This window comes from Bacillus sp. FSL K6-0923 (assembly GCF_038630825.1).
GTDB lineage: Bacteria > Bacillota > Bacilli > Bacillales > Bacillaceae > Bacillus > Bacillus pumilus.
In genome coordinates, this window is record NZ_CP152044.1 from 1,455,093 (window position 1) to 1,481,627 (window position 26,535).

Consider the following 26,535-nt stretch of genomic DNA (forward strand, 5'->3'; position numbering starts at 1 on the left):
AGTAAATGGAATATCAATATCCAATGGACGTCGACTGGACGACAGAGGAAAAGATTGCGGTTATTTCGTTTTTTCAAGCTGTTGAAAAAGTCTATGAAAAAGGAATAGCGAAGCAGGAGTTATTAAATACTTATAAACGCTTTAAAGAGATTGTGCCATCAAAATCAGAAGAAAAGACGCATTGTGCAGCGTTTGAAAAGGAAAGCGGGTATTCTCCTTATCGTGCAGTGAAAACGGCAAGAGAGGCAGAAGAGTCCGCCATGATACGTATGTAAGAAAAAACGAGCCTAGATGGGCTCGTTTTTTTATACAGATTGTTTTTGTGTAAAGCGGTACAGATAAGTCACCGTGCGGAAGGCATCTTCGATTTTTGATAAGAATTCTTCATTATTCATTTGAACGACTTCTTCTCTAGGCAGCTGAATACCGCAAAGGAGCTCGGCTTTTTTCACCGTTTGGACACGTTCAAACAGCGTTTTCAGCTGTTCTGCATCGAGTTCGCTGTGACGCATGACATCTGGTTTCATATGATCTTTAGACCAAACAAAATCTTGCGGTATTTTCTTCTGAATGGTATCTAGTTCTTTTTCGAATAACTGACCATATTCGCCTTTCACAGGAGATTCATAAATAAGAGCAAACCATACAAAGACATGTGTTTTCCAAAGCCCAATTTGAAAATGAGGGAGTTTTTTATACCCACGCTTGCTGTTTGCAAAAGCAACCCACGTATCATTAGGCGGATTGACTGATCTTCTAGCATGCTTTGCGACGTGTACAAACATTTCGTCACCTGTAATAGAAGAAAGAAGTGGTGCAAAGTGTTCTCCAAGTGCTTCAAGCTTTGGACGGACTCTTTCTTTTAATACGGTCATTCGTTCATCTAAACCGTCAACTGTAAATGTCTCAAAATCTTCATCTCTAAAACGCATTTCACTCATAGTATGCCTCCTGTATTCTTTCGCTGATCATATTTTATCATAGCTTGGGTTAAGCTCAAAAAAAGATGCACCGTCAGATCAAAGATTGTAGAGGAAGTAGGGCAGCGTTTAAAAACAACGATTTTGTGGTACATAACAAATAGGTAAAGACACAATTTTCAGAATGTCGTTGCGGTTATGCGATCGCTTCATACGATATAAGCAAGAACCAATTCTCTTATCAATTGAATTTTTTATCAATGAAAACTGACAAGGAATGAATCATTCTCTGGAAGGGGCGTTGACCAAATGAAGCAAATCGTGAAGCAGGGGTATAGACAGGAGAAGAAGAATCGCATCGCTGTGTGGAGATTAGAGGTGGACTATGAGCTTTCTACGCTTCATGAAGCCATCGAGCAAAAAGATGACATCCAAATCGAACGCAGCAAACGAAAGCTTGAGCGCCTAAGAAAAGAATGGGAGCAGCTTAAAGGGTAAAACAAGGTGAGGTAAAAACGAACCAATTCATCGGTTCGTTTTTGTATGAAGCTGCTTTTTTCTTGCTTTTACGTACATAATATCAGTATGCTATTACAAATAGGTATTACATAGAAAAGAGGTTTACAGTCTGATGACAAACTGGGTGGAAATTGACCGTCTTGCAAAGCTTTGGGTAAAAGAAGCAGGAAGCCGTATTAAAGCGTCCATGCAGGAAGGTCTATCAATTGAAACAAAATCAAATCCAAATGATCTTGTCACAAATATCGATAAAGAAACAGAACGTTTTTTCATTGAAAAGATACAAGCGATATTTTCAGATCATCATATTTTAGGTGAAGAGGGACAAGGGGAAGAAGTGACCTCACTGGATGGAGTCGTGTGGATCATTGATCCAATCGATGGCACAATGAACTTTGTCCATCAAAAACGCAACTTTGCCATTTCAATCGGGATATTTGAAAATGGCATTGGGAAAATCGGTCTCATTTATGACGTCATTCATGACGAGCTTTACCATGCGATCAAAGGAGAAGGGGCTTATATGAATGATACCCTGCTTCCTCCATTAAAAGATGTAGCGATTGAAAAAGCCATTGTTGGCATTAACCCGACCTGGGCGATCGAAAGCCCTTATTTTGATGCTAAACCGTTCGCCCGTCTTGTGCGTGATGTGAGAGGGACGAGAACGATTGGATCAGCTGCACTTGAGCTCGCTTATATCGCAAGCGGTAGAAGTGACGCATACGTCACGTTAAGGCTTGCGCCGTGGGATTATGCAGCAGGCTGTGTGCTTTTGGATGAAGTAGGGGCAGTCTACTCAAATATACACGGAGAACGCCTAACGTTTCTAGAAAAAAACAGTATCGTCGCCGGAAATCGATCCGTTTGTGAAAAAATCTTGCATGATTACATAAAAGGCAGTGAAAATAAAAAATAAACCAAATCACTTCATGAGAATGAAGTGATTTTTTGTGTTTAATGAAACTTTTTAATGAAGCGCAACTGGCTATCGATATGAAATGATCAGTTGACCATTCTTAACTGGCTGAAATAAAAGACCCCCATCTGGTCGATCCAGATGGGGGTTTTCATGCTTAGCTTAATTTTTCTTTAGCAATTTGGATTGCATCATAGACTGATTTTAATTGCTCTTGAGGAATTTTCTTCAGCATTTGGTTGAAAACAAGTAATTCAGTAGAGCTGAATCCAATACCTTTTGCGATTTTTGAATCAATGACAACATTACCTTTTTTGTCTAAAACAAGTGCATCACCAGCAAGATCAGCAATTCTGATCACTGATTTAAACAGCTTTTCAAATTTAGCTGCTTCTTCTTTTGTAAGACCAAGTTCAACAGCTTTCGCTGCATCAAAAACCAATTTTCCTTTTTCGTTTTTAGTGACGCTCTCACTGAAAACGATTGTCAGAACAGCTGCGCGATCTAAGAATTTCTCAGCAGTCGCCGCTTCTTCTTCAGTTAGTCCGAGCTCAACAGCTTTTTTCACATCAAATGTGTAGTTGTTGTCTTCCTCAACAAATGAGTTGATGAGAATGTTGATGACACGCTCGTTTTTCTCCAATAATTCTTTAATGACTTGCTGCTGCTCAAAAGGAATCCCTTTGAAAGTTGCAGCACTTGCTTGCCCAGGAGCTACTGTTGTGAAAGTAAGAATAATAGCTAAAGCGAAAAATACAACAGAGCTGAGCGATTTGCTCAAAATCTTCTTCATGCTTCTTTTCTCTCCCTTTTCTGTTAAATTTTGTTGCAAGAACAGCATACCACGAGAAACTTTGTGGAAGAATAGGAAAATTGTAACTTTATGTTTGAATTTGGAGAACTATAAACGTTATTGTCGAAAAATGGAGAGGTTCAGATGGCTTACTTTTGCCAAGTCTAAATGATATGTTCTGTCTTATACACGACCTTTCATAGGTGGTTGGTCTTGTTTTTACCTAAAATAAAAGCCTTCTACATATAGAATGTAAAAGGCTTTTGAGAAATTTTATGATTGCACGTTTAATTTTCTTTTTAATGTAAATCCTGTACCCATGAAAATCATGGCAAACACAATACTTAGACAAATACCCAGCACGTTTTTTTCTGCAAGAGTTACCCCAATAAACGCCATACTGACAACCGCAAGTAATGCACATAATAATAGAAGCCATTTGATTTGTTTCATTTGTCTCCATCCCTTTTTTTTAGAGTTAATATAAGTTTACAGAAAAACGATCGGCATTTAAAGGGGATTGTGATATAATATGAAAGTTATCTAATTATTTTAGGAGATGAAAATGTGAAACTTCGAAAAGATCTTCGCAACATCGCAATTATTGCCCACGTTGACCATGGTAAAACGACGCTTGTTGACCAATTGCTCCATCAAGCTGGTACTTTCCGTGCGAATGAAAATATCGCTGAGAGAGCCATGGATTCAAATGATTTAGAGCGAGAGCGCGGTATTACGATTTTAGCTAAAAATACTGCGATCCATTATAAAGATACACGCATTAATATTTTAGATACACCAGGACACGCCGATTTCGGTGGTGAGGTTGAGCGTATCATGAAAATGGTAGATGGTGTACTTCTCGTTGTGGATGCTTATGAAGGCTGTATGCCTCAAACACGCTTTGTGCTGAAAAAAGCACTTGAGCAAAACTTAACACCAATCGTAGTTGTCAACAAAATTGACCGCGACTTTGCTCGTCCGGCTGAAGTAGTCGATGAAGTAATTGACTTGTTCATTGAATTGGATGCAACAGAAGAACAACTTGAATTCCCAGTTGTCTATGCATCAGCAATCAATGGTACAGCAAGTAACGATGCGAGCAAGCAAGATGAAAACATGGAATCTTTGTTTGAAGCCATTGTTAACCATATCCCTTGCCCAGTTGATAACCATGAAGAGCCGCTTCAATTCCAAGTGGCACTACTTGATTACAATGATTATGTTGGAAGAATTGGGATCGGCCGTGTATTTAGAGGAACAATGCAAGTAGGACAGCAAGTAGCCTTAATGAAAGTTGACGGCAGTGTGAAACAATTCCGTGTGACAAAGATCTTTGGTTTCCAAGGGTTAAAACGAGTGGAAATCAACGAAGCAAAAGCAGGAGATCTTGTCGCTGTATCTGGAATGGAAGACATTAACGTAGGTGAAACGGTTTGTCCGGTTGAACACCAAGAGGCTTTGCCAATCCTTCGTATTGATGAGCCGACACTTCAAATGACGTTTGTTGTGAACAACAGCCCATTTGCAGGCCGTGAAGGAAAATACGTAACATCACGTAAAATTGAAGAGCGCTTAGAGCAGCAGCTTCAAACAGACGTTAGTCTTCGTGTTGATCCAACTGATTCACCTGATGCTTGGGTTGTATCTGGACGCGGAGAGCTTCACTTATCCATTCTTATTGAGAATATGAGACGTGAAGGATTTGAATTACAAGTATCGAAGCCAGAAGTTATTGTAAAAGAAGTTGACGGTGTTCGATGTGAGCCTGTTGAACGCGTTCAAATTGATGTACCAGAAGAGCACACTGGCTCTATCATGGAATCAATGGGCGCACGAAAAGGTGAAATGATTGACATGATCAATAACGGTAATGGTCAAGTTCGCCTGATCTTTACAGTGCCATCACGTGGTTTAATCGGATATACAACTGAATTTCTTTCATTAACTCGTGGTTTTGGTATTTTAAACCATACGTTTGACAGCTACCAGCCAATGCAGTCTGGTCAAGTCGGCGGACGCCGTCAAGGAGTACTTGTTTCAATGGAAACAGGTAAAGCAACTGCTTACGGAATCCAAGGCGTTGAAGAGCGCGGTGTGATCTTCGTTGAGCCGGGTGTTGAAGTATACCAAGGAATGATTGTTGGTGAGCATAACCGTGAGAACGATCTTGTTGTCAACGTAAGCCGTATGAAACAACAAACAAACGTGCGTTCAGCGACGAAAGATCAAACGGTGAGCATGAAAAAACCACGTATTATGTCACTTGAGGAATCTCTTGAGTACTTGAATGAGGACGAATACTGTGAGGTTACGCCTGAATCAATTCGTTTAAGAAAGAAAATTCTAGATAAAAACGAACGTGAGAAAGCAGCGAAGAAGAAAAAGCTAGCAGGATTATCGTAATTCCATGAAGAATTAAAAAGATAGAACCCTGGAAAGGTAAGGGGAGGGAATCTTTTTGAATGATCAGGAAGTAAGTGAAAATCTATCCTTTTTCGCGATGCTATTTCGTGTCGATGAAAATCCGCAAACAGGGATGTGGCTCCTATATGGTACCATCCTTGTTTTAGCGATTATTGTTTTTAAGCTCGGCTTTGCTAGACGTTTACCGATTTTAAAAGCACTCGTGATTTACTTGTTTTTGATTTTTGGCTGCACGTTTCTCACATTTCTAGGTATCTTCCTGCCAGTAGCGGAAGGTCTAGTCGTGGCAGCTGCCATTTTGATTATTTATAAAATCAGGCTGCATCGTGCGAAAAAAGAAGGAACAGTGAATACGTAAAAAAAGACCTGAACTTGTGTCAGGTCTTTTTTTATGTCTTTTGTTCTTTTTTTCCTTTTTTCTTCTTTTTCTCTTTCGTCGCAGGATCTTGATAAAGAGAGAATCTGCCAGTCTTGATGCGTGCTTCTGTCTTTACTTTAATACGTTCCTGACAGTCATCGCACATATATGTATGAATCGGTCGATTTCTTAACCGCTTAGCAACGAGTGTATCATCATCAATGGTTTCAAGCTTCTCACATAATGAGCACTTCACTCTCATCCTTTTCACCTCACTTATTGCATTTATTATAGCATGTTTTCCAGCTACTTAAAATCAGCGTAGAAAACGGCTTATATCACAGGAGATATAAGCCGTTCTCTTTATTTCTTCTGATTCATATGATGGTTTGATTGATCGTTTTGCTGTTCGTCTAACTGCTTTTGATCGTTTTGTTTGAGCTGATCATTCGGCTCATTTGTTGGATCTGTTTCGTGGCGATCAATTTCATTTCTCGGCATCTCTGGCATCACGCGGCCGACAATGGCGGCTAGTTCATCCATAATCCCACTGACAGGACGGCCTGCTTGTATTTCTTTACCCATCTCTTTTAACCGGCTGACTGTATCCGGATCAGCGACCACAACAGCATTCGCACCTTCTGGATCATTTTTCAGTGCTTTTGCAACTGAATATTTAATGTTTTCTACCTTGCTTCTATCTAAATCATCTTTTACATCAATACCAACAACAGCATAACGGCCGATAACGATCGCCGTTGCATCATTGACATCTGCTACGTGCTCTGTCACTTTGACAAGATGCTGCGCAACATCTGTAGATGACCGGGCTTGATTGGTCTTTTTCTTAGTCGAGTCTGACACCCGTACTACGTGCTGGCGTCCATCTGGCTGCTTGTCAAGTGCCTCTGGCTTTTCCTGCTGCTGGCAAGCGCCCAACAGAATGATGGCTTGAATCATGAATAATGTCAAAAATAGTCGCATCTGTATTCCCTCCTTCACAAACTGCATGATTTATTTTATTGTTGAATTAACCTTCTAACTTTATTCATGAAAACATATATTTTAACAATCGTTTTGGGAAAGACAGGATGAATGAAACCCCGATCAGGAGGCGAAGGACCTGAGTAAAATTTATGTATTAGACACAAATGTGTTATTACAGGATCCGAATTCAATCTTTTCATTTGAAGACAACGAGGTCGTCATACCCGCCGTTGTGTTAGAAGAAGTAGACTCAAAAAAGAGATATATGGACGAGGTTGGGCAAAATGCCCGGCGCGTCTCACGCCTAATTGACGGTTTAAGATCGAAAGGGAAACTGCATGAAAAAATTACACTAGAGTCAAAAGGGACGCTGCGCATTGAACTGAATCACCGCTCTTTTCATGAGCTTCAAGAAATTTTTATTGAAAAAACAAACGATAATCGAATTTTGGCAGTCGCGAAAAATTTAAGCTTAGAGGAAGAAACAAAACCTCATGGCAGGCCTGTTATTTTGGTCAGCAAGGATGTGTTAGTGCGGGTAAAGGCGGATGCTATAGGGCTTCAAGCAGAAGACTTCTTAAGTGACCGTGTTTTGCAAAATGAAGACATCGATAATGGCTATCATGAGCTCTACATTCCAACTGAGCAATTGAATACATTTTATAAGCAAAATCAATTACCAATAAAAGAGGTCACAAGTGCACCATTCAACCCTCATCAATTTGTCATCATGAAGGGAAATGAAGGTGGTTCTGCTTTAGGAATGCTTGATCAAAAGGCAGAGCATGTAAAGCGTCTCGTTTATGATCAAGAGCATATTTGGGGAATTCGTCCAAAAAACGTCCAACAGACGATGGCGCTCGAGCTGCTTTTGCGACGTGACATTCCGCTCGTGACACTGATTGGAAAAGCGGGGACTGGTAAAACATTGCTTGCACTTGCTGCCGGATTAATGCAGACAGAGGACCTCGGTATGTTTAAAAAGTTGATCGTGGCGCGCTCCATCGTGCCTGTTGGGAAAGATATCGGATATTTGCCAGGAGAAAAGGAAGAAAAGCTCAGACCATGGATGCAGCCGATCTATGACAACCTAGAGTTTTTATTTAATACAAAAAAGCCTGGTGAGCTTGATGCGATTTTGGCGGGAATTGGATCTATTCAAGTCGAAGCATTGACGTACATTCGGGGAAGAAGTATACCTGATCAATTTATTATCATTGATGAGGCGCAGAATTTAACAAAGCACGAGGTGAAAACATTATTAACGCGAGTCGGAGAGGGAAGTAAAATTGTGCTGATGGGAGATCCAGAGCAGATTGATCATCCTTATTTAGACAGCTTAAATAATGGGCTTACGTATGTGATCGAGCGGTTCAAAGGGCAGCAAATATCTGGACATGTCAAGCTTGTCAAAGGAGAAAGGTCTGGACTTGCACAGCTTGCCGCTGATTTGCTATAGTCCAGACCCTTTGACTTATGTAATGATCAGCTCTTTGACACCTTTTATCGGCTGAGTGAGGTTGGACTGATCCGCGAAATAGACATGGATTGGTCCTTCTTCTGTGATTGGCTTACCATGCTGGCTGAAATGAGCAATGCTTTCCATTGCCTGAGAAAGTGGTACAGCAATAGTACCTGTTTCTGTGACAAATTCGCATGTATCCGCATGTTCAAGCGGCTCAGCATTTTTTAGCATATCGCCAAGCTTCATCCCGAAGCTGCCTGTGACGAGTCTTTCCTTTTCGTACTTCTTCTCTGTTTTTAACGTGGGTGGAAGAGTTTGACCTTCTCTTATCACCCGCTCTTGGTCAAGCTCCTGATCTAGCTGATTCTCTTCACTTGCTGCATTTTTTTCAAAAAATGAATCCATTAAAAATTTGCGGTCATCAAAAATCCATACACTTGGATCAATGGTGATCTTGTACTGTACGTTCCCCTTGATTTGAATGATGCTCATGTTCAAGACAACCCCTTTCCAACATAAATTATAGAAGTTTTCGTCCGCTTTGTCACTTTCATAAACATGCTGCACCTTGTACACACTAATCATACATGAAAGATAGGGAGTGTATGAGGCATGGCATGTCGCGACAATGAAGAGCTTCAACGATTTGTAGAAGAAGCAAAAAAAGTGGCCAAAGATGGTCAAGTAGCATCCTATATTCCCGCTCTCGGCAAAGCGGATCAGACGGATTTATCTGTGGCAGTGTATCATGTGAGTAATACGTGCCACTCAGCTGGAAATGTAGATAAACGATTTACCCTTCAAAGTATTTCAAAAGTATTAGCACTGGCGCTTGTGCTCTCAGAAGAAGGGCCAAAAAAAGTCTTTCAATTTGTTGGACAAGAACCAACAGGTGACCCGTTTAATTCAATGATTAAACTGGAAACAGCGAGTCCGAATAAACCGCTGAATCCAATGATTAATGCAGGGGCGCTCGCAGTCACGAGTTTAATCAGAGGAGCGACTCCGCAAGATCAGCTGAGCCGGTTGCTCAGCTTCATTAGAGAGCTTGCAAATGACAAAAGCATTACATACTGCAAGGAAACAGCTGCCTCCGAATTTGAGACATCCATGATTAACCGGGCGATGTGCTATTATATGAAGCAATATCATATTATTAGAGGGAACGTAGAGGAAGTCATGGACGTCTATACGAAACAATGTGCCATCATGATGAACAGCTTGGATTTGGCAAAAATTGCTTGTGTTTTTTCATTAGACGGCAGACATCCAGAAACGGGGAAGCAGATTCTTTCAAAAGATGTCGCAAGAATTTGTAAAACTTTTATGGTGACGTGCGGCATGTACAATGCGAGCGGAGAATTTGCCATTAACATCGGAATTCCTGCAAAAAGCGGTGTCTCAGGCGGAATTATGGGAGCTGCACCATATGATTTTGGAATCGGTATCTTCGGTCCTGCTCTGGATGAAAAAGGGAATAGTATTGCTGGAATTAAGCTGCTTGAGCTGATGAGTGAAAAATACGAGATGAGTATCTTTTAATGGAGGAAGGCTTCTTTTTATTTTTACAAGCGAACTGTACAAATCTGCTTGCAATTTTGGGCGTTTCGCTTTATGATAAATAGAAGAATTAGGTACTCGCCTGGGGAACGGAGGGATACTTTTGGCGTCAGAAATTTTAGTCGATCATCGGCAAAAAGCACTGGCTTTATTAAAATTGGATGCAGATAAAATTTTAAAATTGATCCAAGTGCAAATGGACAACTTAACGATGCCGCAATGTCCTCTTTATGAAGAGGTTTTAGATACTCAAATGTTCGGATTATCGAGAGAAATTGATTTTGCTGTCCGGCTTGGATTAGTTGATCAACATGAAGGTAAGAAACTACTCGATAAACTTGAGAGAGAGCTTTCCGCACTTCATGATGCGTTCACAAAAAAATAATGATTGAAAACTCAAACTTCCTTAACATAAGTTTGAGTTTTTTTGTCCTCTATTTTTTTCATTGATTCATGTCAAACGGACTTGATTCTTTCATGAATGACGAACAATATAAAAGAGGTAAAACGAGATCAAACGGAGAAAATGTAGTAGAATAAAAACAGCTAAGAGGATATCAAGCAGTAGAAACAGACGTTAGGAAGAGGATTATATGTTAAAGAGAATGCTAAAATCGTATGACTACTCATTATTGTTCGCCATTATTTTAATTAGCGCATTCGGTTTGGTCATGGTGTATAGCTCAAGTATGATTACATCTGTGATTAGATACGATGCCGCGCCAGATAATTTTTTTAAGAAACAGCTTTTATTTATGATCGTTGGAGCGGTCATCTTGCTCTTTACGGCACTCGTTCCATATCAGCTGTTTTCAAATAAGAAATTTCAGATCGGTATGCTGCTGCTATCCGTATTCTCCCTCATCTATGTGTACTTTGGCGGTCATATTGCAGGGAACGCAAGAAGCTGGATTAAAGTAGGTCCATTCAGCCTTCAGCCAGCTGAATTTGTAAAGATTGTCGTCATTATTTATCTTGCTGCTGTGTATGCGAAAAAGCAGCATTATATTGATCATATTTTACGAGGAGTCACACCTCCAATCGTGGTTGTTTCGATCTTATGCGGATTTATCATTTTGCAGCCAGACTATGGGACAGCCTTTATCATTGGGATGATTGCTCTTGCGATGATTTTATGCTCAGGGTTTAGCGGGAAAACACTTGCGAAGCTGCTGGCGTTATTTAGTGCCGTGATGGTCGTCGTGACCCCATTTATTATTCTGTTCTGGGATAAAATTTTCACGCAAAATCGTCTCGGGCGTTTTGAGAGTTTCCAAGATCCCTTTAAAGATGCAGGAGCTACTGGACATCAATTGATTAATTCCTATTATGCCATTGGATCAGGCGGCTTTTTTGGACTGGGTCTAGGAGAAAGCGTTCAAAAGTACGGGTATCTCCCAGAGCCGCACACAGATTTTATCATGGCAATCATTTCAGAAGAGCTTGGCTTTTTCGGAGTATTTTTTGTACTCGCTCTCCTTGGCTTCATCGTCGTGAAAGGATTTTATATTGCAAGAAAGTGTGAAGATCCATTTGGAAGTTTGCTTGCAATAGGAATTTCCTCCATGATTGCGATCCAAACATGCATTAATTTAGGCGGTGTTTCAGGTTTGATTCCGATTACTGGGGTCACACTTCCGTTTATTAGCTACGGGGGATCATCTATCATTTTACTGAGTGGTTGTATGGGAATATTGCTGAATATCAGCATGTTTACTGAATATAAAGAGCGTTACAAAAAGAAAAAATCAATGAGCAAACCACCAGTTCAAAAAAATGGATTGCAGAAAACTTTGAATCTTTAGAAAACAAAAGTGTACAGTTTTCATTTCTTCCTTTATTATAGAGTACATATAAAATTTTAAGGGATATGGAGGAGTGAGAAATGTCACAGAGAACAATTCAAAAGGTTCTAGTTGCAAACAGAGGGGAAATTGCTATCAGAGTCTTCAGGGCCTGTACGGAGCTCAATTTACGTACAGTAGCCATTTATTCCAAAGAAGACTCAGGCTCTTATCATCGCTATAAAGCAGATGAAGCATATCTAGTTGGAGAAGGAAAAAAACCGATTGATGCCTACCTTGATATCGAGGGGATCATCGAAATTGCAAAACGAAATGATGTGGATGCAATCCATCCAGGTTACGGATTTTTATCTGAAAATATTCATTTTGCAAGACGATGCGAAGAGGAAGGCATTCAATTTATCGGTCCAACTTCTCAGCATTTAGATATGTTTGGAGATAAAGTAAAGGCAAGAGAAGAAGCGAAAAAAGCTGGAATACCAGTCATTCCAGGAAGTGACGGACCAGTTGATTCGGTCAAAGAAGTCGAAAAATTCGGTGAAGAATACGGTTACCCGTTTATTATTAAAGCTTCACTAGGCGGCGGCGGCCGGGGTATGCGGATTGTCAGAACGAAAGAGGAGCTGAAGGAAGCCTATGACCGTGCGAAGTCAGAGGCAAAAGCCGCTTTTGGAAATGACGAAGTATACGTTGAAAAACTGATTGAAAATCCGAAACACATTGAGGTGCAGGTGATTGGTGACAATCACGGCAATATCATTCATTTATATGAGCGTGACTGCTCTGTTCAAAGGCGGCATCAAAAGGTCATTGAAGTGGCGCCAAGTGTGTCTCTTACAGATCAACTGCGTGAAGACATTTGCGAAGCGGCTGTTCAGCTGGCTCGGAATGTATCATATATCAATGCAGGCACTGTAGAATTCCTTGTTGCAAATGGAGAGTTTTATTTTATTGAAGTCAATCCAAGGGTACAGGTAGAACACACGATCACTGAAATGATCACAGGTGTCGATATCGTCCAAACCCAAATTCTTGTCGCGAAAGGTCATGACCTTCACAGCAAGGAAGTCGGTATACCAAAGCAAGAAGATATTTTCACACATGGTTTTGCCATTCAATCAAGGGTTACAACAGAAGATCCTTTAAATGATTTTATGCCAGACACTGGGAAAATTATGGCCTACCGTTCAGGCGGGGGATTTGGTGTACGACTTGATACAGGGAACAGCTTTCAAGGTGCAGTCATAACACCTTATTACGATTCACTATTGGTCAAGCTGTCCACATGGGCGCTTACATTTGACCAAGCTGCTGCTAAAATGGTTCGAAACTTACAGGAATTCAGAATTCGCGGGATTAAAACAAACATTCCGTTTCTTGAAAACGTGGCAAAGCATGAGAAGTTTCTAAAAGGGGAATACGATACGTCATTTATCGATTCAACGCCAGAGCTATTTAATTTCCCTAAACAAAAAGACCGTGGAACGAAGATGCTGACTTATATTGGTAACGTGACCATTAATGGATTCCCTGGTATTGCGGAGAAAAAGAAGCCTCATTTTGACAAGCCTGTTGTACCGAAGCTTCCTCTCAAGCAGGAGATTCCATCTGGGACTAAACAATTGTTAGATGCGCATGGACCTGAGGGTCTTGCCAATTGGGTGAAAGAACAAAAGAGCGTCCTTTTAACAGATACAACCTTTAGGGACGCGCATCAGTCTCTGCTTGCGACCCGCTTCAGAACTCATGATTTAAAGAAAGTAGCCCAGCCAACAGCAGGTTTATGGCCAGAGCTGTTTAGTATGGAAATGTGGGGCGGTGCTACATTTGATGTTGCGTACCGTTTCTTAAAAGAAGATCCTTGGCAGCGATTAAAAGAGCTTCGCCAAGAAGTGCCAAACACGTTGTTCCAAATGCTTTTAAGATCATCAAACGCTGTCGGATATACAAACTATGCGGATAATGTGATTAAAGCATTTGTAAAGGAATCGGCCGAAGCAGGCATTGACGTGTTCCGTATTTTCGATAGCTTAAACTGGGTGAAAGGCATGACACTTGCCATTGATTCTGTTCGTGAATCAGGCAAAGTGGCAGAGGCAGCGATTTGTTATACGGGGGACATTCTCGATCCATCGCGTCCGAAATATGATCTCAAGTACTATGTATCTCTTGCGAAAGAGCTTGAATCTGCCGGTGCGCATATTTTAGGTATTAAGGATATGGCGGGATTATTAAAGCCGCAGGCAGCTTATGAGTTAGTCACTGCTTTAAAAAATGAGCTCACAATCCCTATTCATCTTCATACGCATGATACGAGTGGAAATGGACTGTTCACCTATGCAAGGGCAATTGATGCAGGTGTTGACATTGTCGATGTGGCCGTCAGCTCTATGGCGGGACTCACATCGCAGCCAAGTGCAAGCTCATTGTACTATGCTTTAGATGGGCATGAAAGAAAGCCAGACATGAACGTCCAATCGGTCGAACACCTTTCTCAATACTGGGATTCTGTTAGAAAATACTACAGTGAATTCGAAAGCGGCATGAATTCACCTCATACAGAAATTTATGAGCATGAAATGCCTGGCGGACAGTATAGTAACTTGCAGCAGCAGGCGAAAGGTGTCGGGCTTGGCGACCGCTGGAACGAAGTAAAAGAAATGTACAGACGTGTGAATGACATGTTTGGTGATATTGTGAAGGTGACTCCTTCCTCTAAAGTAGTCGGAGACATGGCACTTTATATGGTGCAAAATGATTTAACAGAGGAAGATGTCTATGAAAAAGGAGCAACTTTAGACTTCCCTGATTCTGTTGTGGAACTATTTAAAGGCTATTTAGGCCAGCCGCATGGCGGATTCCCTGAAAAATTGAAAAAGCTGATTTTAAAAGGAGAAGAGCCGCTCACTGTTAGACCTGGTGAAAAGCTGAAGCCAGTTGACTTTGAAGCTATTCAGCAGCAGTTTAAAGAATCTCATGACCTGACGCTGACAGAGAAAGACGCAATTGCGTATGCCTTATATCCGAAAGTCTTTTCTGAATTTGTCCAAACAGCAGAAAGTTATGGAGACATCTCTGTTCTTGACACACCAACGTTTTTCTACGGGATGAGGCTTGGTGAAGAGATTGAGGTAGAAATCGAAAAAGGAAAAACCCTCATTGTTAAACTCGTGTCAATTGGAGAACCGAATCCAAATGCCACAAGAGTTCTTTACTTTGAGCTAAATGGACAGCCTCGTGAAGTCGTCATTAAGGATGAAAGCATCAAATCATCCGTTCAAGAAAAAATGAAGGCGGACCGTTCAAATCCAAATCACATTGCCGCATCAATGCCAGGCACTGTCATCAAAGTGCTCGTGGAAAAAGGACAGAAAATTTCGCAAGGTGAGCATTTGATGATCAATGAAGCCATGAAAATGGAGACGACTGTGCAAGCTCCATTCACTGCGGTCGTAGATGAAATACATGTGACAAATGGAGAACCGATTCAAACGGGAGATCTGCTCATTGTTTTAAAGCCTGAATAATAATTGAGACACATCCATCGTGATGTGTCTTTTTTTGAGCGCATTAAAATGTGCAGCAGCCTGCGAGAGTGATTACACTATAGAGTGAGGTGAAGAAAGTTGGAAATTGTCGTGATTTGGTTTCGCCGAGATCTGCGATTGGATGATCATATCGCCTTGTCAAAAGCGATCACATATGCAAAAAAACATGAGTACAAATTATTGGCTCTTTATCATCTAGATCCATTTTTTACTGAAATGGAAATGGATATAAATAACGAACATTTCTTTCAAAGCTTGGCGCATTTCGTCAAGGAAGCGAGAGAATCTCAAGTGTATGTCCACCTTCTCCATGATGATGTCCTCCGCGCCTTTCAGCAGGTCATGGATGTGTATGACATCAAAGCCGTCTTTTTTAATGAAGATGAAGTGGGTATCGGCCAAAGGCGTGACAAGCAAGTAACCGATTTTTTAGGTAAGAAGGGCATTCATGTGTCAATGTGGCAAGATACACATCTTCACGGGGCGCGAGATATTTTAAAAGCAGATGGGTCACATTATCAAGTGTTTACCCCATACTATCAATCATGGCGTAAGCAAGAGAAGCAGCCTGTGATAAAAGTTGACAAATCATTTTTTAGCAGTGGGCATACGATTTGTGATGAGTCACTTTCACAAAAAGGAAATGATAAACTGCGAGAATTGATAAAGGGCTGCTCAAGGAAGTTTGATCAAATTGGCTCAGACAAAGCGATGAGCACGCTGCATCACTTTATCCAAAAAAGATTAACACGTTACCATGAGAAACGTGATATTCCGTCTGTTTTTGGAACGAGCAAGCTGTCGCGGTTCTTAAAAACAGGTACTATTTCAATTCGAACGATCTTTCATTTGATATATGAAGAAGCACTCTATGAAGATGAGGGCAGAGAGACCTTTATTAAAGAGCTGGCTTGGCGTGATTTTTATCATATGATTTATGCGCATTATCCCGAGATGAAAGAAAAAGAAATCAATTTGGCGTTTCAAGGGATGAAATGGAATGAAGATGAGACGCTGTTTGAAGCTTGGTGTAAAGGAGAAACAGGCTTTCCACTCGTTGATGCAGGGATGAGACAGTTAAATGAGGAGGGCTGGATGCATAACCGTTTGCGAATGGTCACAGCCTCATTTTTAACAAAGGATTATTTGATTGATTGGAGAAAGGGCGAAGCGTATTTTGCAAAAAAACTTGTGGATTATGATGAGGCGTCCAATATCGGAGGATTTCAGTGGGCAGCCTCAGTCGGAACTGATGCGGTGCCGTACTTCCGTATTTTCAACCCGGCCACTCAGTCAAAGCGATTTGATCCGAGCGGAGAATATATTAGAAAATATGTACCAGAGCTAGAGTATGTCGATGAAAAATGGATTCATGAACCAAGTAAAATGCCGATTGATGAGCAATTGAAATCGGGATGTGTGCTAGGTGATACATATCCGCTGCCGACGGTAGACCATCAGGAAAGACGCAAAAAAGCCATTTCGCTATTTGAAGAAGCAAAACAACAATAAAACAAATCCCCATTCCATATGGAAGGGGGATACAAATTCTTATTTGAATGGTTCTTTGCTTTCATATTTAAACCGGGCAATAAGTAAGCAGAAGTAACAGAGTACGCCAAACAAACCGGAAATAAATAATGAATGAGCCAGCGCGTAACCAAGTGCGAGATGAGAATACACAGACATCACACCTGAAATCGCTTGAAGTGTAATAAGAATGGCTGAAATAATCCATCCATAATACAGCTGCTTCTGTTCTTTATAATGTTTCATGGCATGAAACATCGCAACAAATATCCAGACGAATAAAAGAAGTGCTGCTGCTCTGTGAGACATTTGCACCCACTGATTAAAGTACGCTGGAAGTGCACCGTCTTTTGAACAAAACGGGAAGACAGAGCAAGCAAGACTTGACTTTGTATGCCTCACATAAGCACCCGTGTACACCACGATATACGTATAGGTGATCAAACCATAAATATGAAACTGCATTTTTTTGCCGATATGAAGCGGCTTCACAAGCTTTGTTTCAGATCGGGTTGCCTCGAATACAAGAAGCGCAAGCAATAACACTGAAGCAAAAGAAATGAGTGAAATACCGAAGTGCAGAGCCATGACAAGTGCGTTGGAACCAAACACGACGGCAAGAGCCCCTAACAGCGCTTGTAGCAGTAAGAATATAATCGACATGATGACCAAAAATTTGGTTTCACGGAATACTGGACTAATCTTTTTCCAGCATAAGACCGCCAGTGCCAAGACAAGAATGGTTGAAACCCCTGTTGACATGCGGTGACTCCATTCGATGATGGAAGCAGGGTTCATTTCAGGGAAGAAACGACCGTGGCAAAGGGGCCACTGCCTGCCGCAGCCAAGACCCGAGCCGGTTTTCGTCACAAGCGCACCGCCAATCAAAACGATCAGCATCACAAACGTTGTGATCACGCTCAATAACCTTAAAGCAAATTTCATCAAATTATTTCACCTTCTCTAAAAAACTTCTGATCTAAATGAAAAACCTCACATGCTCTCAAGTTTAAGCCAAATGCGTGTTCTGTTGCAATTCATAATGACCAAAGTTCACAAAAAAATGATATGTTAGTTCACAAAGTTTACAGATTTAGAGTGCTTGATCTTTCTTTCGCAGTCTGATAGAAATAGAGGAGAGAATATTTCATTTTGCACCGCCTTCTGAAACACAGATAAATCCTAATAAATTCACGAAAAGTTCACAAATAACTTCGAGATTGTCGTTTATTATTTAATAGGATGTTTTTTTACAGCTGTTTATCTTGTATGATAGAGTTGTAACGAATTTACGTTTCATAGTTCGTTTGAAGGTTTGGGCAAGGGAGGTTATACACATTGGCAAATTCCAAAACAGCCGCGGAAGCAGCTATTCATGGACAAATAGAAGAAACAACAGCTTGGAAAGATTTTCTTGCTCTGATTAAAATGGGCATCGTCAATTCCAATTTCATTACGACATTTACTGGAATGTGGCTTGCTTTTTATTTTACAGGGATGAGTTTCCTTGGGAATCTAGATATTGTGCTGTTAACAATGATTGGTTCTTCTCTTATTATTGCCGGTTCATGCGCCATTAATAATGCGTTTGACCGTGATATTGATATATTAATGGAAAGAACAAAAACAAGACCGACGGTTACAGGTAAGATTCAGCCGGGGCAAGCGTATGCATTTGGTATTTTGCTTGTTGTACTTGGACTCATCATGCTTCTAATGACAACCATAACATCAGCAGTGATTGGATTTATTGGAGTCTTTACTTATGCGGTTCTTTACACCATGTGGTCTAAACGTCATTACACCATCAATACCGTTATTGGAAGTGTGTCTGGTGCAGTGCCGCCATTAATCGGCTGGACAGCTGTCACAGGTACAATCGACACAACGGCTTGGGTTTTGTTTATGATTATGTTCATTTGGCAGATCCCGCACTTCCTGTCACTTGCGATTAAGAAAACGGAAGATTACCGTAAGGCAGGTATTCCAATGCTGCCAGTCGTTTATGGCTTTGAAGTCACGAAACGCCAAATCATCATTTGGACAGCATGTCTTCTCCCGCTTCCATTTTTCTTAGGTGGATTAGGATGGCCGATTGTCGCACTTGGCACATTGCTGAATATTGGATGGCTTGTCATTGGCCTTATGGGCTTTAAAATGAAAGACGTCATGAAGTGGTCAACGCTCATGTTCGTTTATTCATTAAATTACTTAACCATCTTTTTCGTTGCGATGATTATTATTACACTATTCTAGAGTAAAATACACTTTGATCACATCAAAACAAGGCTATATCTTATAACACAACATTTTCTAACAACTATGAAAGCCGCCTGATATTCAGTTCTATTTAGGCGGCTTTCTGTTTATACATAGATGGTATTTTGAGTAAAAACATCATTTTTTTATGAAAAGAGGAAATGTAAGTGCTTTTATAAGAGGCGGGGGTTATGGATGGGTGAAAAGTGATTTTATAAATAAGAAGTAAAAAGCGAAAGGCAAAGGAGATCAAGCAAAAGGGGTTGGGACAAATTATGATAAGAAAATGGCGTGTTTATTCACTGTTTCTCTTATTGACGCTCGTTTTGGCGGGCTGTGGTGAACCATACTTATCAACACTCAAACCAGTTGGGGAAGTAGCAGATAAACAATTCTTCCTAACGGTACTGAGTACACTCATTATGGTTCTTGTCGTCATTGTTGTATCGATCATTTTCTTTTACGTCATCATTAAATTCAAACGTTCTAAAGTGGGAGAAGATACGATTCCAAAGCAGGTGGAAGGGAACCGTAATCTAGAAATTACGTGGACAGCGATTCCGATTCTTCTCCTCATTATTCTCGTTGTGCCTGTTGTGGCATACACGCTTGAGCTTGGGGATACAAGCGCTATGGATAAGAAAAAACGAGATCCTGAAAAGACACTTGTTGTCAATGTAAGAGCCAGTTTATATTGGTGGGAATTCGAATACCCTGATTATGGGATTGTCACAAGTCAGGAATTGATTGTACCAACAGATCAAAAGGTCTACTTTAAATTGAAAGCATCTGATGTGAAACACTCTTTCTGGGTTCCATCGGCTGGCGGTAAAATTGATACAAACACAGACAACGAAAACAAGTTTTATTTAACCTTTGATTCAAAACGAACGAAAGATGCAGGGGAATATTTCTACGGGAAATGTGCGGAGCTTTGCGGTCCTTCACATGCTTTAATGGACTTTAAAGTTAAAACGCTTTCTCAAGATGAGTTTTTAGGATGGACGAAAAAAATGGCTGATTACAAGAAGCCTACATCCACAAAAGATCTCGCCCTTGAAGGTGAAAAGTTATTTAAAGAGAAAAACTGCTTGAGCTGTCACGCAGTAGAGCCTGGGGACGAACGGCCGGAAGCGGCAAGGACAGCACCAAACCTTGCAACCTTCGGAGAGCGGACAAAAGTAGCTGGAATTAAAGACATGAACAAAGAAAACGTGAAAGCATGGCTGAAAGATCCAGAGAGCTTTAAACCAGGAAATAAAATGACAGGGACGTACCCTAAATTAAATGACTCAGAAGCAGATGCACTTTATGAGTATTTAAAAGAACTTAAAATCCAGTAAATTCGAATGCAAATGGGCAAGAGGGTATGTAATCGATGTGAAGTTTTTGTTAAGAGCTCCCGAATATGTCTCTACAACCAAGAAGTAGCCATCTGTCAGACACAGTCTGTGTAAAGTTAAATAGACATCTATATGAAAAGGGGCAAATGGGAGATAAGAGGGGGATTTCATGGTGAGTACAATAGCTAAAAAGCGGGGGTTTGGCGCTGTCTTATGGGATTACTTGACGACGGTTGACCACAAAAAAATTGCCGTACTATATTTAGTGGCAGGGGGATTTTTCTTTTTAATTGGCGGCCTGGAAGCGATGATAATCCGTATTCAGCTAGCCATCCCTGAAAATGATTTTGTAAGTGCAGGGTTTTACAATGAAGTCATGACGATGCACGGAACAACGATGATTTTCCTTGCAGCGATGCCGCTTTTATTTGCATTAATGAATGCGGTTGTACCTATTCAAATTGGTGCACGTGACGTAGCATTTCCGTTTGTGAATTCACTTGGTTTTTGGCTGTTCTTTTTCGGAGGAATTTTCTTAAACCTTGGATGGTTTATGGGCGGGGCACCTGATGCAGGTTGGACTGCATACGCTTCACTCACGCTGAATTCAGAAGGACACGGCATGGATTTCTATATTTTAGGGTTGCAGATAGCGGGTATTGGTACGCTAATTGCCGGAATCAACTTTCTTGCAACGATTATTAATATGAGAACGCCTGGTATGACGTATATGAGAATGCCGCTCTTTACTTGGACGACATTTGTCGCTTCAGCACTGATTTTATTCGCATTCCCGCCGCTTACAGCAGGGCTTGCAATGCTGATGCTTGATAGAATGTTTGATACGAGCTTTTTCAATCCAGAGCTCGGCGGTAATACAATCATCTGGGAGCATTTGTTCTGGATTTTCGGACACCCAGAAGTTTATATCTTAATCCTGCCAGCATTCGGAATATTTTCTGAAATCATTCCAGTGTTTGCAAGAAAAAGGCTGTTTGGCTATTCGTCGATGGTGTTTGCGACTGTATTGATTGGTTTCCTTGGATTCATGGTGTGGGCGCATCACATGTTCACAACAGGACTTGGTCCGATTGCCAATGCCATCTTTGCTGTAGCCACAATGGCGATTGCGGTGCCGACAGGAATTAAAGTATTTAACTGGCTGCTCACCATATGGGGCGGTAATGTGAAGTTTACAACGCCGATGCTGTATTCCGTTGCCTTTATACCGTCATTTTTACTTGGCGGGGTAACCGGAGTCATGCTTGCAGCAGCTGCAGCAGATTATCAGTTCCATGATACGTACTTTGTTGTGGCGCATTTCCACTACGTCATTATTGGCGGGGTGGTATTCGGTATTTTAGCTGGTGTGCATTACTGGTGGCCGAAGATGTTTGGAAAAATACTAAATGAGAAACTTGGGAAAATTAGCTTTGTGCTATTTTTCATCGGTTTCCATTTAACCTTCTTTATTCAGCATTTCCTCGGTCTTTGGGGCATGCCGCGCCGAGTCTTTACATTCCTGCCAGGTCAGGGGTTAGACCTTGGGAACTTGGTCAGTACGATTGGGGCGCTGTTTATGTTTGTAGCTGTTGTCATCCTGCTGATTAACGTCATCTGGACGACAGCGAAAGGGGAGCGTGTATCGGGCGATCCTTGGGGAGACGGAAGAACGCTTGAATGGGCAGTGTCTTCACCTCCGCCAGAATATAACTTTAAACAGCTGCCACTTGTTAGAGGACTAGATCCATTATGGATTGAAAAAATGGATGGTAAAAAAGGAATGACAGCATCTGAACCGCTCGATGATATTCACATGCCGAATAATTCAATCTTACCTGTCATTATCTCATTCGGTCTATTTGTGTCAGCGTTTGGCTTCATGTATCGTCAAGAGCACAGCTGGGGGCTTCCAGTGATTCTCATTGGTCTTGGCATTACATTTGCAACCATGCTGGTTCGCTCTCTTAAAGACGATCATGGGTACCATATTCACAAAGAAGATCTGACCGATGACGATGATAAAGGGGTGAAAGCATAATGGAACCACAAAAAATGACAGCAGAAACTTTTCCGGCTTCTCCTGAGAAAGCCACTTTAGAAGGAAAGAATAAGTTCGTCGGGTTCTGGTTGTTTCTTGGGGGAGAAACTGTTCTGTTTGCATCGCTCTTTGCCACATATTTGGCGCTGAAAAACTCTAATGCAGGCGGAGCAAAAACAACTGATATGTTTGATCTCACACTTGTCTTTATTGCCACGATGCTTCTACTGACGAGCAGTTTAACGAGTGTGTATGCAATGTATCATATGAAAAACTTTGCCTTTAAAAAGATGCAGCTTTGGCTTGGTGTGACTGTGCTATTAGGTGCTTCATTTCTAGGGGTTGAGATTTATGAGTTCTATCATTATGTGCATGCGTATGATTTTACCATTACCAGCTCAGCTCTTGGTTCCTCCTTCTATACACTTGTAGGAACTCACGGAGCTCACGTCGCCTTCGGACTTTGCTGGATTACCGCTCTTATGATTCGAAATATGAGACGCGGACTCGATTTATACAATGCGCCAAAATATTATGTGGCAAGTCTGTATTGGCACTTCATTGATGTTGTGTGGGTCTTCATCTTTACCGTTGTATATTTAATGGGAATGGTGGGATAAGAATGGGAAATAAAAACACAAATCAGTCTAAAGTCGATCTTGTATACCGTAAAAAGAAAAATGCCGAAGAAATGAAGCATCAGCTCATTTCTTTCGGCTTGATGATTGGATTAACCTTTGTTGCCTTTTTAACAATCGCTTCCGAAGATGTTGGAAACTGGTTCGCAGTACCATTTATTTTACTGCTTGCCGTTATTCAGGTGGCTTTTCAGCTTTATTATTTTATGCACATGAACCAAAAAGGGCATGAAACACCCGCATTGTTTCTTTACTCAGGTGTGTTTGTCGCGTTTATTACCGTATTAGCCTTTTTGACCATTATATGGTGGTAAGCCCGCTTTGCCCTTGAAGGAGGCGCAGCAATGGAGAACTTAGAGATATTCGGATTTCGGGCATTATGGAGCCCTTACTATTTGACTAGTATTGTCATAGCAGCTGCTCTTTATCTGCTTCTTGTGACAAAGGGGAAGCATCGTGCGACGGTAAAAGAGAAAACGTTGTTTCTGACGGGGCTTGTTCTGTTATACGCCGTAAAAGGAAGCCCAATTGATTTAATGGGGCATATTATGTTTAGTGCACATATGGCGCAAATGGCGGTGCTCTATTTAGTCATTCCGCCTCTCCTTATTACAGGATTACCTGCGGCCATTTGGGAGCGGATCATCCAAACACTAGGCATTCAGCAGATGTTTCGTTTGTTTACCAAGCCTTTAATTGCATTGCTCGGATTTAACGGTTTGTTTTCGATGTACCATATCCCGCTTGTGTTTGATTTTGTGAAAACAGATCCGTTTTATCATGCGCTGATGACAGTGGTCATTTTTATTGCTGCCTTTTTCATGTGGTGGCCGCTCGTTCATAAAGTCCAAAGTCAGCCTCAGATTACAGGCATTTTAAAGCTTGGTTATATTATGGCAGACGGGATATTAATGACTCCTGCATGTGCACTCATTATGTTTAGTGAGACACCGATCTATGCAACCTATTCTGATGCTGGTGCTTGGATACAGGCGCTGCATCTCTGCGTACCAAGTGATACGCTGGCAGGTCTTGCGCTCACAGGTCCTGAAATGTTCCATACCTTGCCGCTGCTAGAAGACCAGCAGCTAGGCGCGATTTTGATGAAAATAATTCAGGAGATTGTGTACGGCTCAATCCTTGCTGTTGTCTTCTTTGACTGGGCAAGAAAAGAAAGAGCGAAAGATGCCGTACCAGATGCGCTGATTCCGAAATATGAATGAAAAAAGCACAGCCATATGGCTGTGCTTTCGTTTATGCTTCTGCTGTCATTGCTTCTAGTTTTTCTTTCAGCTGTTCAAGCGTTTTTTTGCTTGATTGGATGAGAGACTTAGGGAAATCTTCGTCTTCGCCATATTCAACACCGTGCGGATAATAATGTTTTCCGAGTAAAGGTGTGAGAAGCTGTATGTGTGCTCTTTTTGAACCAACATCTCCTTCGGTGGCGTAGCCGGAAATCCGTAAATAAAAGGTTCCCTCTACCATGTTATACTTTCTGTCGTACGTCACACGCTCATAATCCCATTGATCGGCTCGTACAAATCCTTCACTTTCCATGATGAAATCTAATTTATTTAAGTCAGCTGCTACCTTTTCAATCCCCGTACCTTCAAACTTCACCCAAAACCCCTCCTTATAAAAATTCCCTTTACTGACAATCATAGTATGAAAGCGTTAAACTTTCAACTGTGAAGGGTATGTTCTTTTATAACCTGGTTACAGTAATAAAGAAAATAACAGATGGAGGAATCAACGTGAAAACGAAAAAAATCAAAGATATTATGACAAAAAAAGTAGTGACATGTCAGCAAGATGACAATACGTATGAAGCGGCAGTCAAAATGAGAGACGCAGACATTGGGGCCATTCCGGTGGTTAACGGAGATCAGCTCGTTGGTATCGTGACAGACCGTGACCTTGTACTCAGAGGTATTGCAGAAAAAAAGCCAAACTCACAGGAAGTAGGCTCGTTGATGACGAAGGAAGTACTGACAGCAGAAGAAGATGCAACGCTTGAAGAAATTGTCCGGCTGATGTCAGAGCACCAGCTCCGCCGCATTCCTGTTGTGAAAAACGGTGCATTAACTGGGATTGTCGCTCTTGGAGATTTATCCGTCGAAGATTTATCGAATGATCGCGCAGGAGATGCCCTGACAGAAATCTCTCAACAGGATCAAGATCATGGGCAAGGATTTCTTCATTAAGAGGGGCATATTTTAAATTCGTGTTAAATAGGCTGTATTGTCGTTGATAAATGAAGCGAGTTTTGTTTAAATGACAGTAGAAGGTACTTTTTTGTACCTTGCCAATTTAACGGAGGTGTTTATTTGAAAACTGTGCTCAAAACACTCCTCATCCTCCTGATTATATCTGGAACGTACGTTCTGTTTATTCAATATGGATCTTCACCAGAAAAAGAAAACAGCAATGAACCGAAGGTGTCTAATGAAGAAACATCTAGCGATAAGCCGATCAATATCCCGAAAAAGGGGCTCATGTCCTTTATGGGAAAATCTTCAAACGAAGTGCTTAAACAGCTGGGAGAACCAGATCGCATTGATCCTTCCGCATATGATTATGACTGGTGGATTTACAATCAATCGAAGAAGCACTATATTCAAGTAGGGGTAAAGGATAGTAAAGTGGTGACATTGTTTGCAACAGGAGACGGACTCAATGTTGAACCATTTAAAATCGGTCAAGCCACAAGTGAGGTATTTAAAAAAACACAAATTGCACCTTACATTCATGTAGAGGATGAACAAAATTCATACCGCTTTGAATTCTCAGAAGATGATATGAATACAAGGCCCACCGTGAAAGTGGACGATGATGTATATGTTCAGCTTTACATGGATAAGTTTGAAAGCACCCTTTCAAGTATCAGGGCGTTTAACGCAGATACATTTGTGAAACAAAAGCCATACGAAGTCGTCTATCGTGGTGAATTGATAGAACCAGAGGCAATATCGGGTGAAAAATGGAAAGAGATCGAAGCTTCCAGTCAAAAACAAATTTTTGATATGACCAATATTATTCGTCATAAGTACAAACTGCCGACCTTAAAGTGGGATGATGAAACCTCTGAAGTGGCATTCATGCATAGTGAGGACATGAAAGAGAATCATTATTTCTCCCATGAATCTAAAAAGTACGGTACGCTGAAAGACCGATTAGAAAGAGGCGAGGTGGCATTTCAACTCGCAGGTGAAAACATTGCCTATAATTATGTAGATGGACCTGCAGCGGTAGAAGGCTGGCTCAATAGTGAAGGTCATAGAAAGGCGTTATTAAATAAAGATTACTCACACCTTGGCGTCGGTGTGAAAGAAAAATACTACACCCAAAACTTCATCAAAAAAACATCTTAAACGAAAACAGCTGCATCATCGCAGCTGTTTTTTTGTTTCAAAAAAGAGGCTC

At 41.1% G+C, this 26,535-nt stretch carries 27 protein-coding genes; 19 read left to right on the forward strand and 8 right to left on the reverse strand.

All coding sequences use genetic code 11. The features are described 5' to 3' along the window. The first annotated feature begins 5 nt into the window (after window positions 1-5). Window positions 6-275 carry a UPF0223 family protein gene (locus tag MHI16_RS07335; RefSeq protein WP_058014080.1) on the forward strand — a complete coding sequence of 90 codons (270 nt, stop codon included), beginning with the start codon at window positions 6-8 and terminating at the stop codon, window positions 273-275. A gap of 30 nt (window positions 276-305) precedes the next feature. On the opposite strand, the gene MHI16_RS07340 is transcribed toward MHI16_RS07335, so the two are convergent. Then, complete coding sequence (locus tag MHI16_RS07340) at window positions 306-941, reverse strand: DUF1054 domain-containing protein (RefSeq protein WP_012009830.1); 636 nt, start codon at window positions 939-941, stop codon at window positions 306-308. A 288-nt stretch (window positions 942-1,229) separates the two neighbouring features. On the opposite strand from MHI16_RS07340, the gene MHI16_RS07345 reads away from it, so the two are divergent. Both MHI16_RS07345 and MHI16_RS07350 read left to right on the forward strand, forming a co-directional pair. Beyond that, window positions 1,230-1,418: a hypothetical protein gene (locus MHI16_RS07345; RefSeq protein ID WP_003211901.1), complete on the forward strand. Its 189-nt coding sequence runs from the start codon at window positions 1,230-1,232 to the stop codon at window positions 1,416-1,418. 133 nt (window positions 1,419-1,551) lie between these two features. Next, complete coding sequence (locus tag MHI16_RS07350; RefSeq protein WP_058014079.1) at window positions 1,552-2,358, forward strand: inositol monophosphatase family protein; 807 nt, start codon at window positions 1,552-1,554, stop codon at window positions 2,356-2,358. A 157-nt stretch (window positions 2,359-2,515) separates the two neighbouring features. On the opposite strand, the gene MHI16_RS07355 is transcribed toward MHI16_RS07350, so the two are convergent. Together MHI16_RS07355 and MHI16_RS07360 are read right to left on the reverse strand one after the other, a co-directional pair. After that, window positions 2,516-3,151, reverse strand: a complete 636-nt coding sequence (locus tag MHI16_RS07355) for a hypothetical protein (RefSeq protein ID WP_012009832.1) — start codon at window positions 3,149-3,151, stop codon at window positions 2,516-2,518. 273 nt (window positions 3,152-3,424) lie between these two features. Beyond that, complete coding sequence (locus tag MHI16_RS07360) at window positions 3,425-3,604, reverse strand: DUF5325 family protein (protein WP_003211596.1); 180 nt, start codon at window positions 3,602-3,604, stop codon at window positions 3,425-3,427. Window positions 3,605-3,718: 114 nt separating this feature from the next. Between MHI16_RS07360 and typA the strand changes: the two genes are divergently transcribed. Together typA and MHI16_RS07370 are read left to right on the forward strand one after the other, a co-directional pair. Continuing rightward, window positions 3,719-5,557: a translational GTPase TypA gene (gene typA / locus MHI16_RS07365; protein WP_012009833.1), complete on the forward strand. Its 1,839-nt coding sequence runs from the start codon at window positions 3,719-3,721 to the stop codon at window positions 5,555-5,557. 55 nt (window positions 5,558-5,612) lie between these two features. After that, window positions 5,613-5,936: a YlaH-like family protein gene (locus MHI16_RS07370; protein WP_003210819.1), complete on the forward strand. Its 324-nt coding sequence runs from the start codon at window positions 5,613-5,615 to the stop codon at window positions 5,934-5,936. 31 nt (window positions 5,937-5,967) lie between these two features. On the opposite strand, the gene MHI16_RS07375 is transcribed toward MHI16_RS07370, so the two are convergent. Next, window positions 5,968-6,198 (reverse strand): YlaI family protein, encoded by a 231-nt coding sequence (locus MHI16_RS07375; RefSeq protein ID WP_012009835.1) that lies wholly within the window; start codon window positions 6,196-6,198, stop codon window positions 5,968-5,970. Between the two features lie 101 nt (window positions 6,199-6,299). Further along, the gene (locus MHI16_RS07380; protein WP_061407690.1) at window positions 6,300-6,920 is read right to left on the reverse strand and encodes a YhcN/YlaJ family sporulation lipoprotein; all 621 of its coding nucleotides are present in this window, start codon (window positions 6,918-6,920) and stop codon (window positions 6,300-6,302) included. 139 nt (window positions 6,921-7,059) lie between these two features. On the opposite strand from MHI16_RS07380, the gene MHI16_RS07385 reads away from it, so the two are divergent. Continuing rightward, complete coding sequence (locus MHI16_RS07385; protein ID WP_034619937.1) at window positions 7,060-8,382, forward strand: PhoH family protein; 1,323 nt, start codon at window positions 7,060-7,062, stop codon at window positions 8,380-8,382. Between the two features lie 15 nt (window positions 8,383-8,397). Here MHI16_RS07385 and MHI16_RS07390 read toward each other — a convergent pair whose 3' ends face one another. Beyond that, window positions 8,398-8,880 carry a hypothetical protein gene (locus tag MHI16_RS07390; RefSeq protein WP_061407693.1) on the reverse strand — a complete coding sequence of 161 codons (483 nt, stop codon included), beginning with the start codon at window positions 8,878-8,880 and terminating at the stop codon, window positions 8,398-8,400. 120 nt (window positions 8,881-9,000) lie between these two features. On the opposite strand from MHI16_RS07390, the gene glsA reads away from it, so the two are divergent. From glsA to MHI16_RS07415, 5 genes are all read left to right on the forward strand, one after another. Then, a complete protein-coding gene (glsA, locus tag MHI16_RS07395; RefSeq protein ID WP_342498153.1) occupies window positions 9,001-9,930 on the forward strand; it encodes a glutaminase A in 930 nt (309 codons plus the stop codon). A 121-nt stretch (window positions 9,931-10,051) separates the two neighbouring features. Then, window positions 10,052-10,333 (forward strand): YlaN family protein, encoded by a 282-nt coding sequence (locus tag MHI16_RS07400; RefSeq protein WP_003212509.1) that lies wholly within the window; start codon window positions 10,052-10,054, stop codon window positions 10,331-10,333. 208 nt (window positions 10,334-10,541) lie between these two features. Then, the gene (gene ftsW / locus MHI16_RS07405; protein WP_169056450.1) at window positions 10,542-11,753 is read left to right on the forward strand and encodes a putative lipid II flippase FtsW; all 1,212 of its coding nucleotides are present in this window, start codon (window positions 10,542-10,544) and stop codon (window positions 11,751-11,753) included. 80 nt (window positions 11,754-11,833) lie between these two features. Continuing rightward, window positions 11,834-15,280, forward strand: coding sequence for a pyruvate carboxylase (gene pyc / locus MHI16_RS07410; protein ID WP_268467052.1), 3,447 nt, complete (start codon window positions 11,834-11,836; stop codon window positions 15,278-15,280). Window positions 15,281-15,379: 99 nt separating this feature from the next. Next, window positions 15,380-16,813 carry a deoxyribodipyrimidine photo-lyase gene (locus tag MHI16_RS07415; protein WP_058014074.1) on the forward strand — a complete coding sequence of 478 codons (1,434 nt, stop codon included), beginning with the start codon at window positions 15,380-15,382 and terminating at the stop codon, window positions 16,811-16,813. A gap of 39 nt (window positions 16,814-16,852) precedes the next feature. Here MHI16_RS07415 and MHI16_RS07420 read toward each other — a convergent pair whose 3' ends face one another. Beyond that, complete coding sequence (locus MHI16_RS07420; RefSeq protein ID WP_058014073.1) at window positions 16,853-17,776, reverse strand: heme A synthase; 924 nt, start codon at window positions 17,774-17,776, stop codon at window positions 16,853-16,855. A gap of 393 nt (window positions 17,777-18,169) precedes the next feature. Between MHI16_RS07420 and cyoE the strand changes: the two genes are divergently transcribed. The 6 genes from cyoE (at window position 18,170) to ctaG (ending at window position 24,335) form a co-directional block, all read left to right on the forward strand. Beyond that, the gene (gene cyoE / locus MHI16_RS07425; RefSeq protein WP_003211774.1) at window positions 18,170-19,087 is read left to right on the forward strand and encodes a heme o synthase; all 918 of its coding nucleotides are present in this window, start codon (window positions 18,170-18,172) and stop codon (window positions 19,085-19,087) included. A 278-nt stretch (window positions 19,088-19,365) separates the two neighbouring features. After that, complete coding sequence (coxB, locus tag MHI16_RS07430; protein ID WP_058014072.1) at window positions 19,366-20,433, forward strand: cytochrome c oxidase subunit II; 1,068 nt, start codon at window positions 19,366-19,368, stop codon at window positions 20,431-20,433. A gap of 169 nt (window positions 20,434-20,602) precedes the next feature. Continuing rightward, on the forward strand, window positions 20,603-22,474 hold the full coding sequence (gene ctaD / locus MHI16_RS07435) for a cytochrome c oxidase subunit I (RefSeq protein WP_044142010.1): 1,872 nt from the start codon (window positions 20,603-20,605) through the stop codon (window positions 22,472-22,474). Further along, on the forward strand, window positions 22,471-23,094 hold the full coding sequence (gene ctaE / locus MHI16_RS07440) for a cytochrome c oxidase subunit III (RefSeq protein WP_088001578.1): 624 nt from the start codon (window positions 22,471-22,473) through the stop codon (window positions 23,092-23,094). Before ctaD ends, ctaE begins: the two co-directional genes overlap by 4 nt. Window positions 23,095-23,096: 2 nt before the next feature. Further along, window positions 23,097-23,426, forward strand: a complete 330-nt coding sequence (gene ctaF / locus MHI16_RS07445) for a cytochrome c oxidase subunit IVB (protein ID WP_003211520.1) — start codon at window positions 23,097-23,099, stop codon at window positions 23,424-23,426. Window positions 23,427-23,456: 30 nt separating this feature from the next. Continuing rightward, window positions 23,457-24,335, forward strand: a complete 879-nt coding sequence (ctaG, locus tag MHI16_RS07450) for a cytochrome c oxidase assembly factor CtaG (RefSeq protein WP_058014071.1) — start codon at window positions 23,457-23,459, stop codon at window positions 24,333-24,335. A gap of 31 nt (window positions 24,336-24,366) precedes the next feature. On the opposite strand, the gene MHI16_RS07455 is transcribed toward ctaG, so the two are convergent. After that, window positions 24,367-24,732 carry a YugN family protein gene (locus MHI16_RS07455; RefSeq protein ID WP_058014070.1) on the reverse strand — a complete coding sequence of 122 codons (366 nt, stop codon included), beginning with the start codon at window positions 24,730-24,732 and terminating at the stop codon, window positions 24,367-24,369. A 161-nt stretch (window positions 24,733-24,893) separates the two neighbouring features. On the opposite strand from MHI16_RS07455, the gene MHI16_RS07460 reads away from it, so the two are divergent. Next, window positions 24,894-25,316 carry a CBS domain-containing protein gene (locus MHI16_RS07460; RefSeq protein ID WP_044142103.1) on the forward strand — a complete coding sequence of 141 codons (423 nt, stop codon included), beginning with the start codon at window positions 24,894-24,896 and terminating at the stop codon, window positions 25,314-25,316. 123 nt (window positions 25,317-25,439) lie between these two features. Beyond that, window positions 25,440-26,483, forward strand: coding sequence for a CAP domain-containing protein (locus tag MHI16_RS07465; protein ID WP_268467056.1), 1,044 nt, complete (start codon window positions 25,440-25,442; stop codon window positions 26,481-26,483). The last annotated feature ends 52 nt before the right edge of the window (window positions 26,484-26,535 follow it).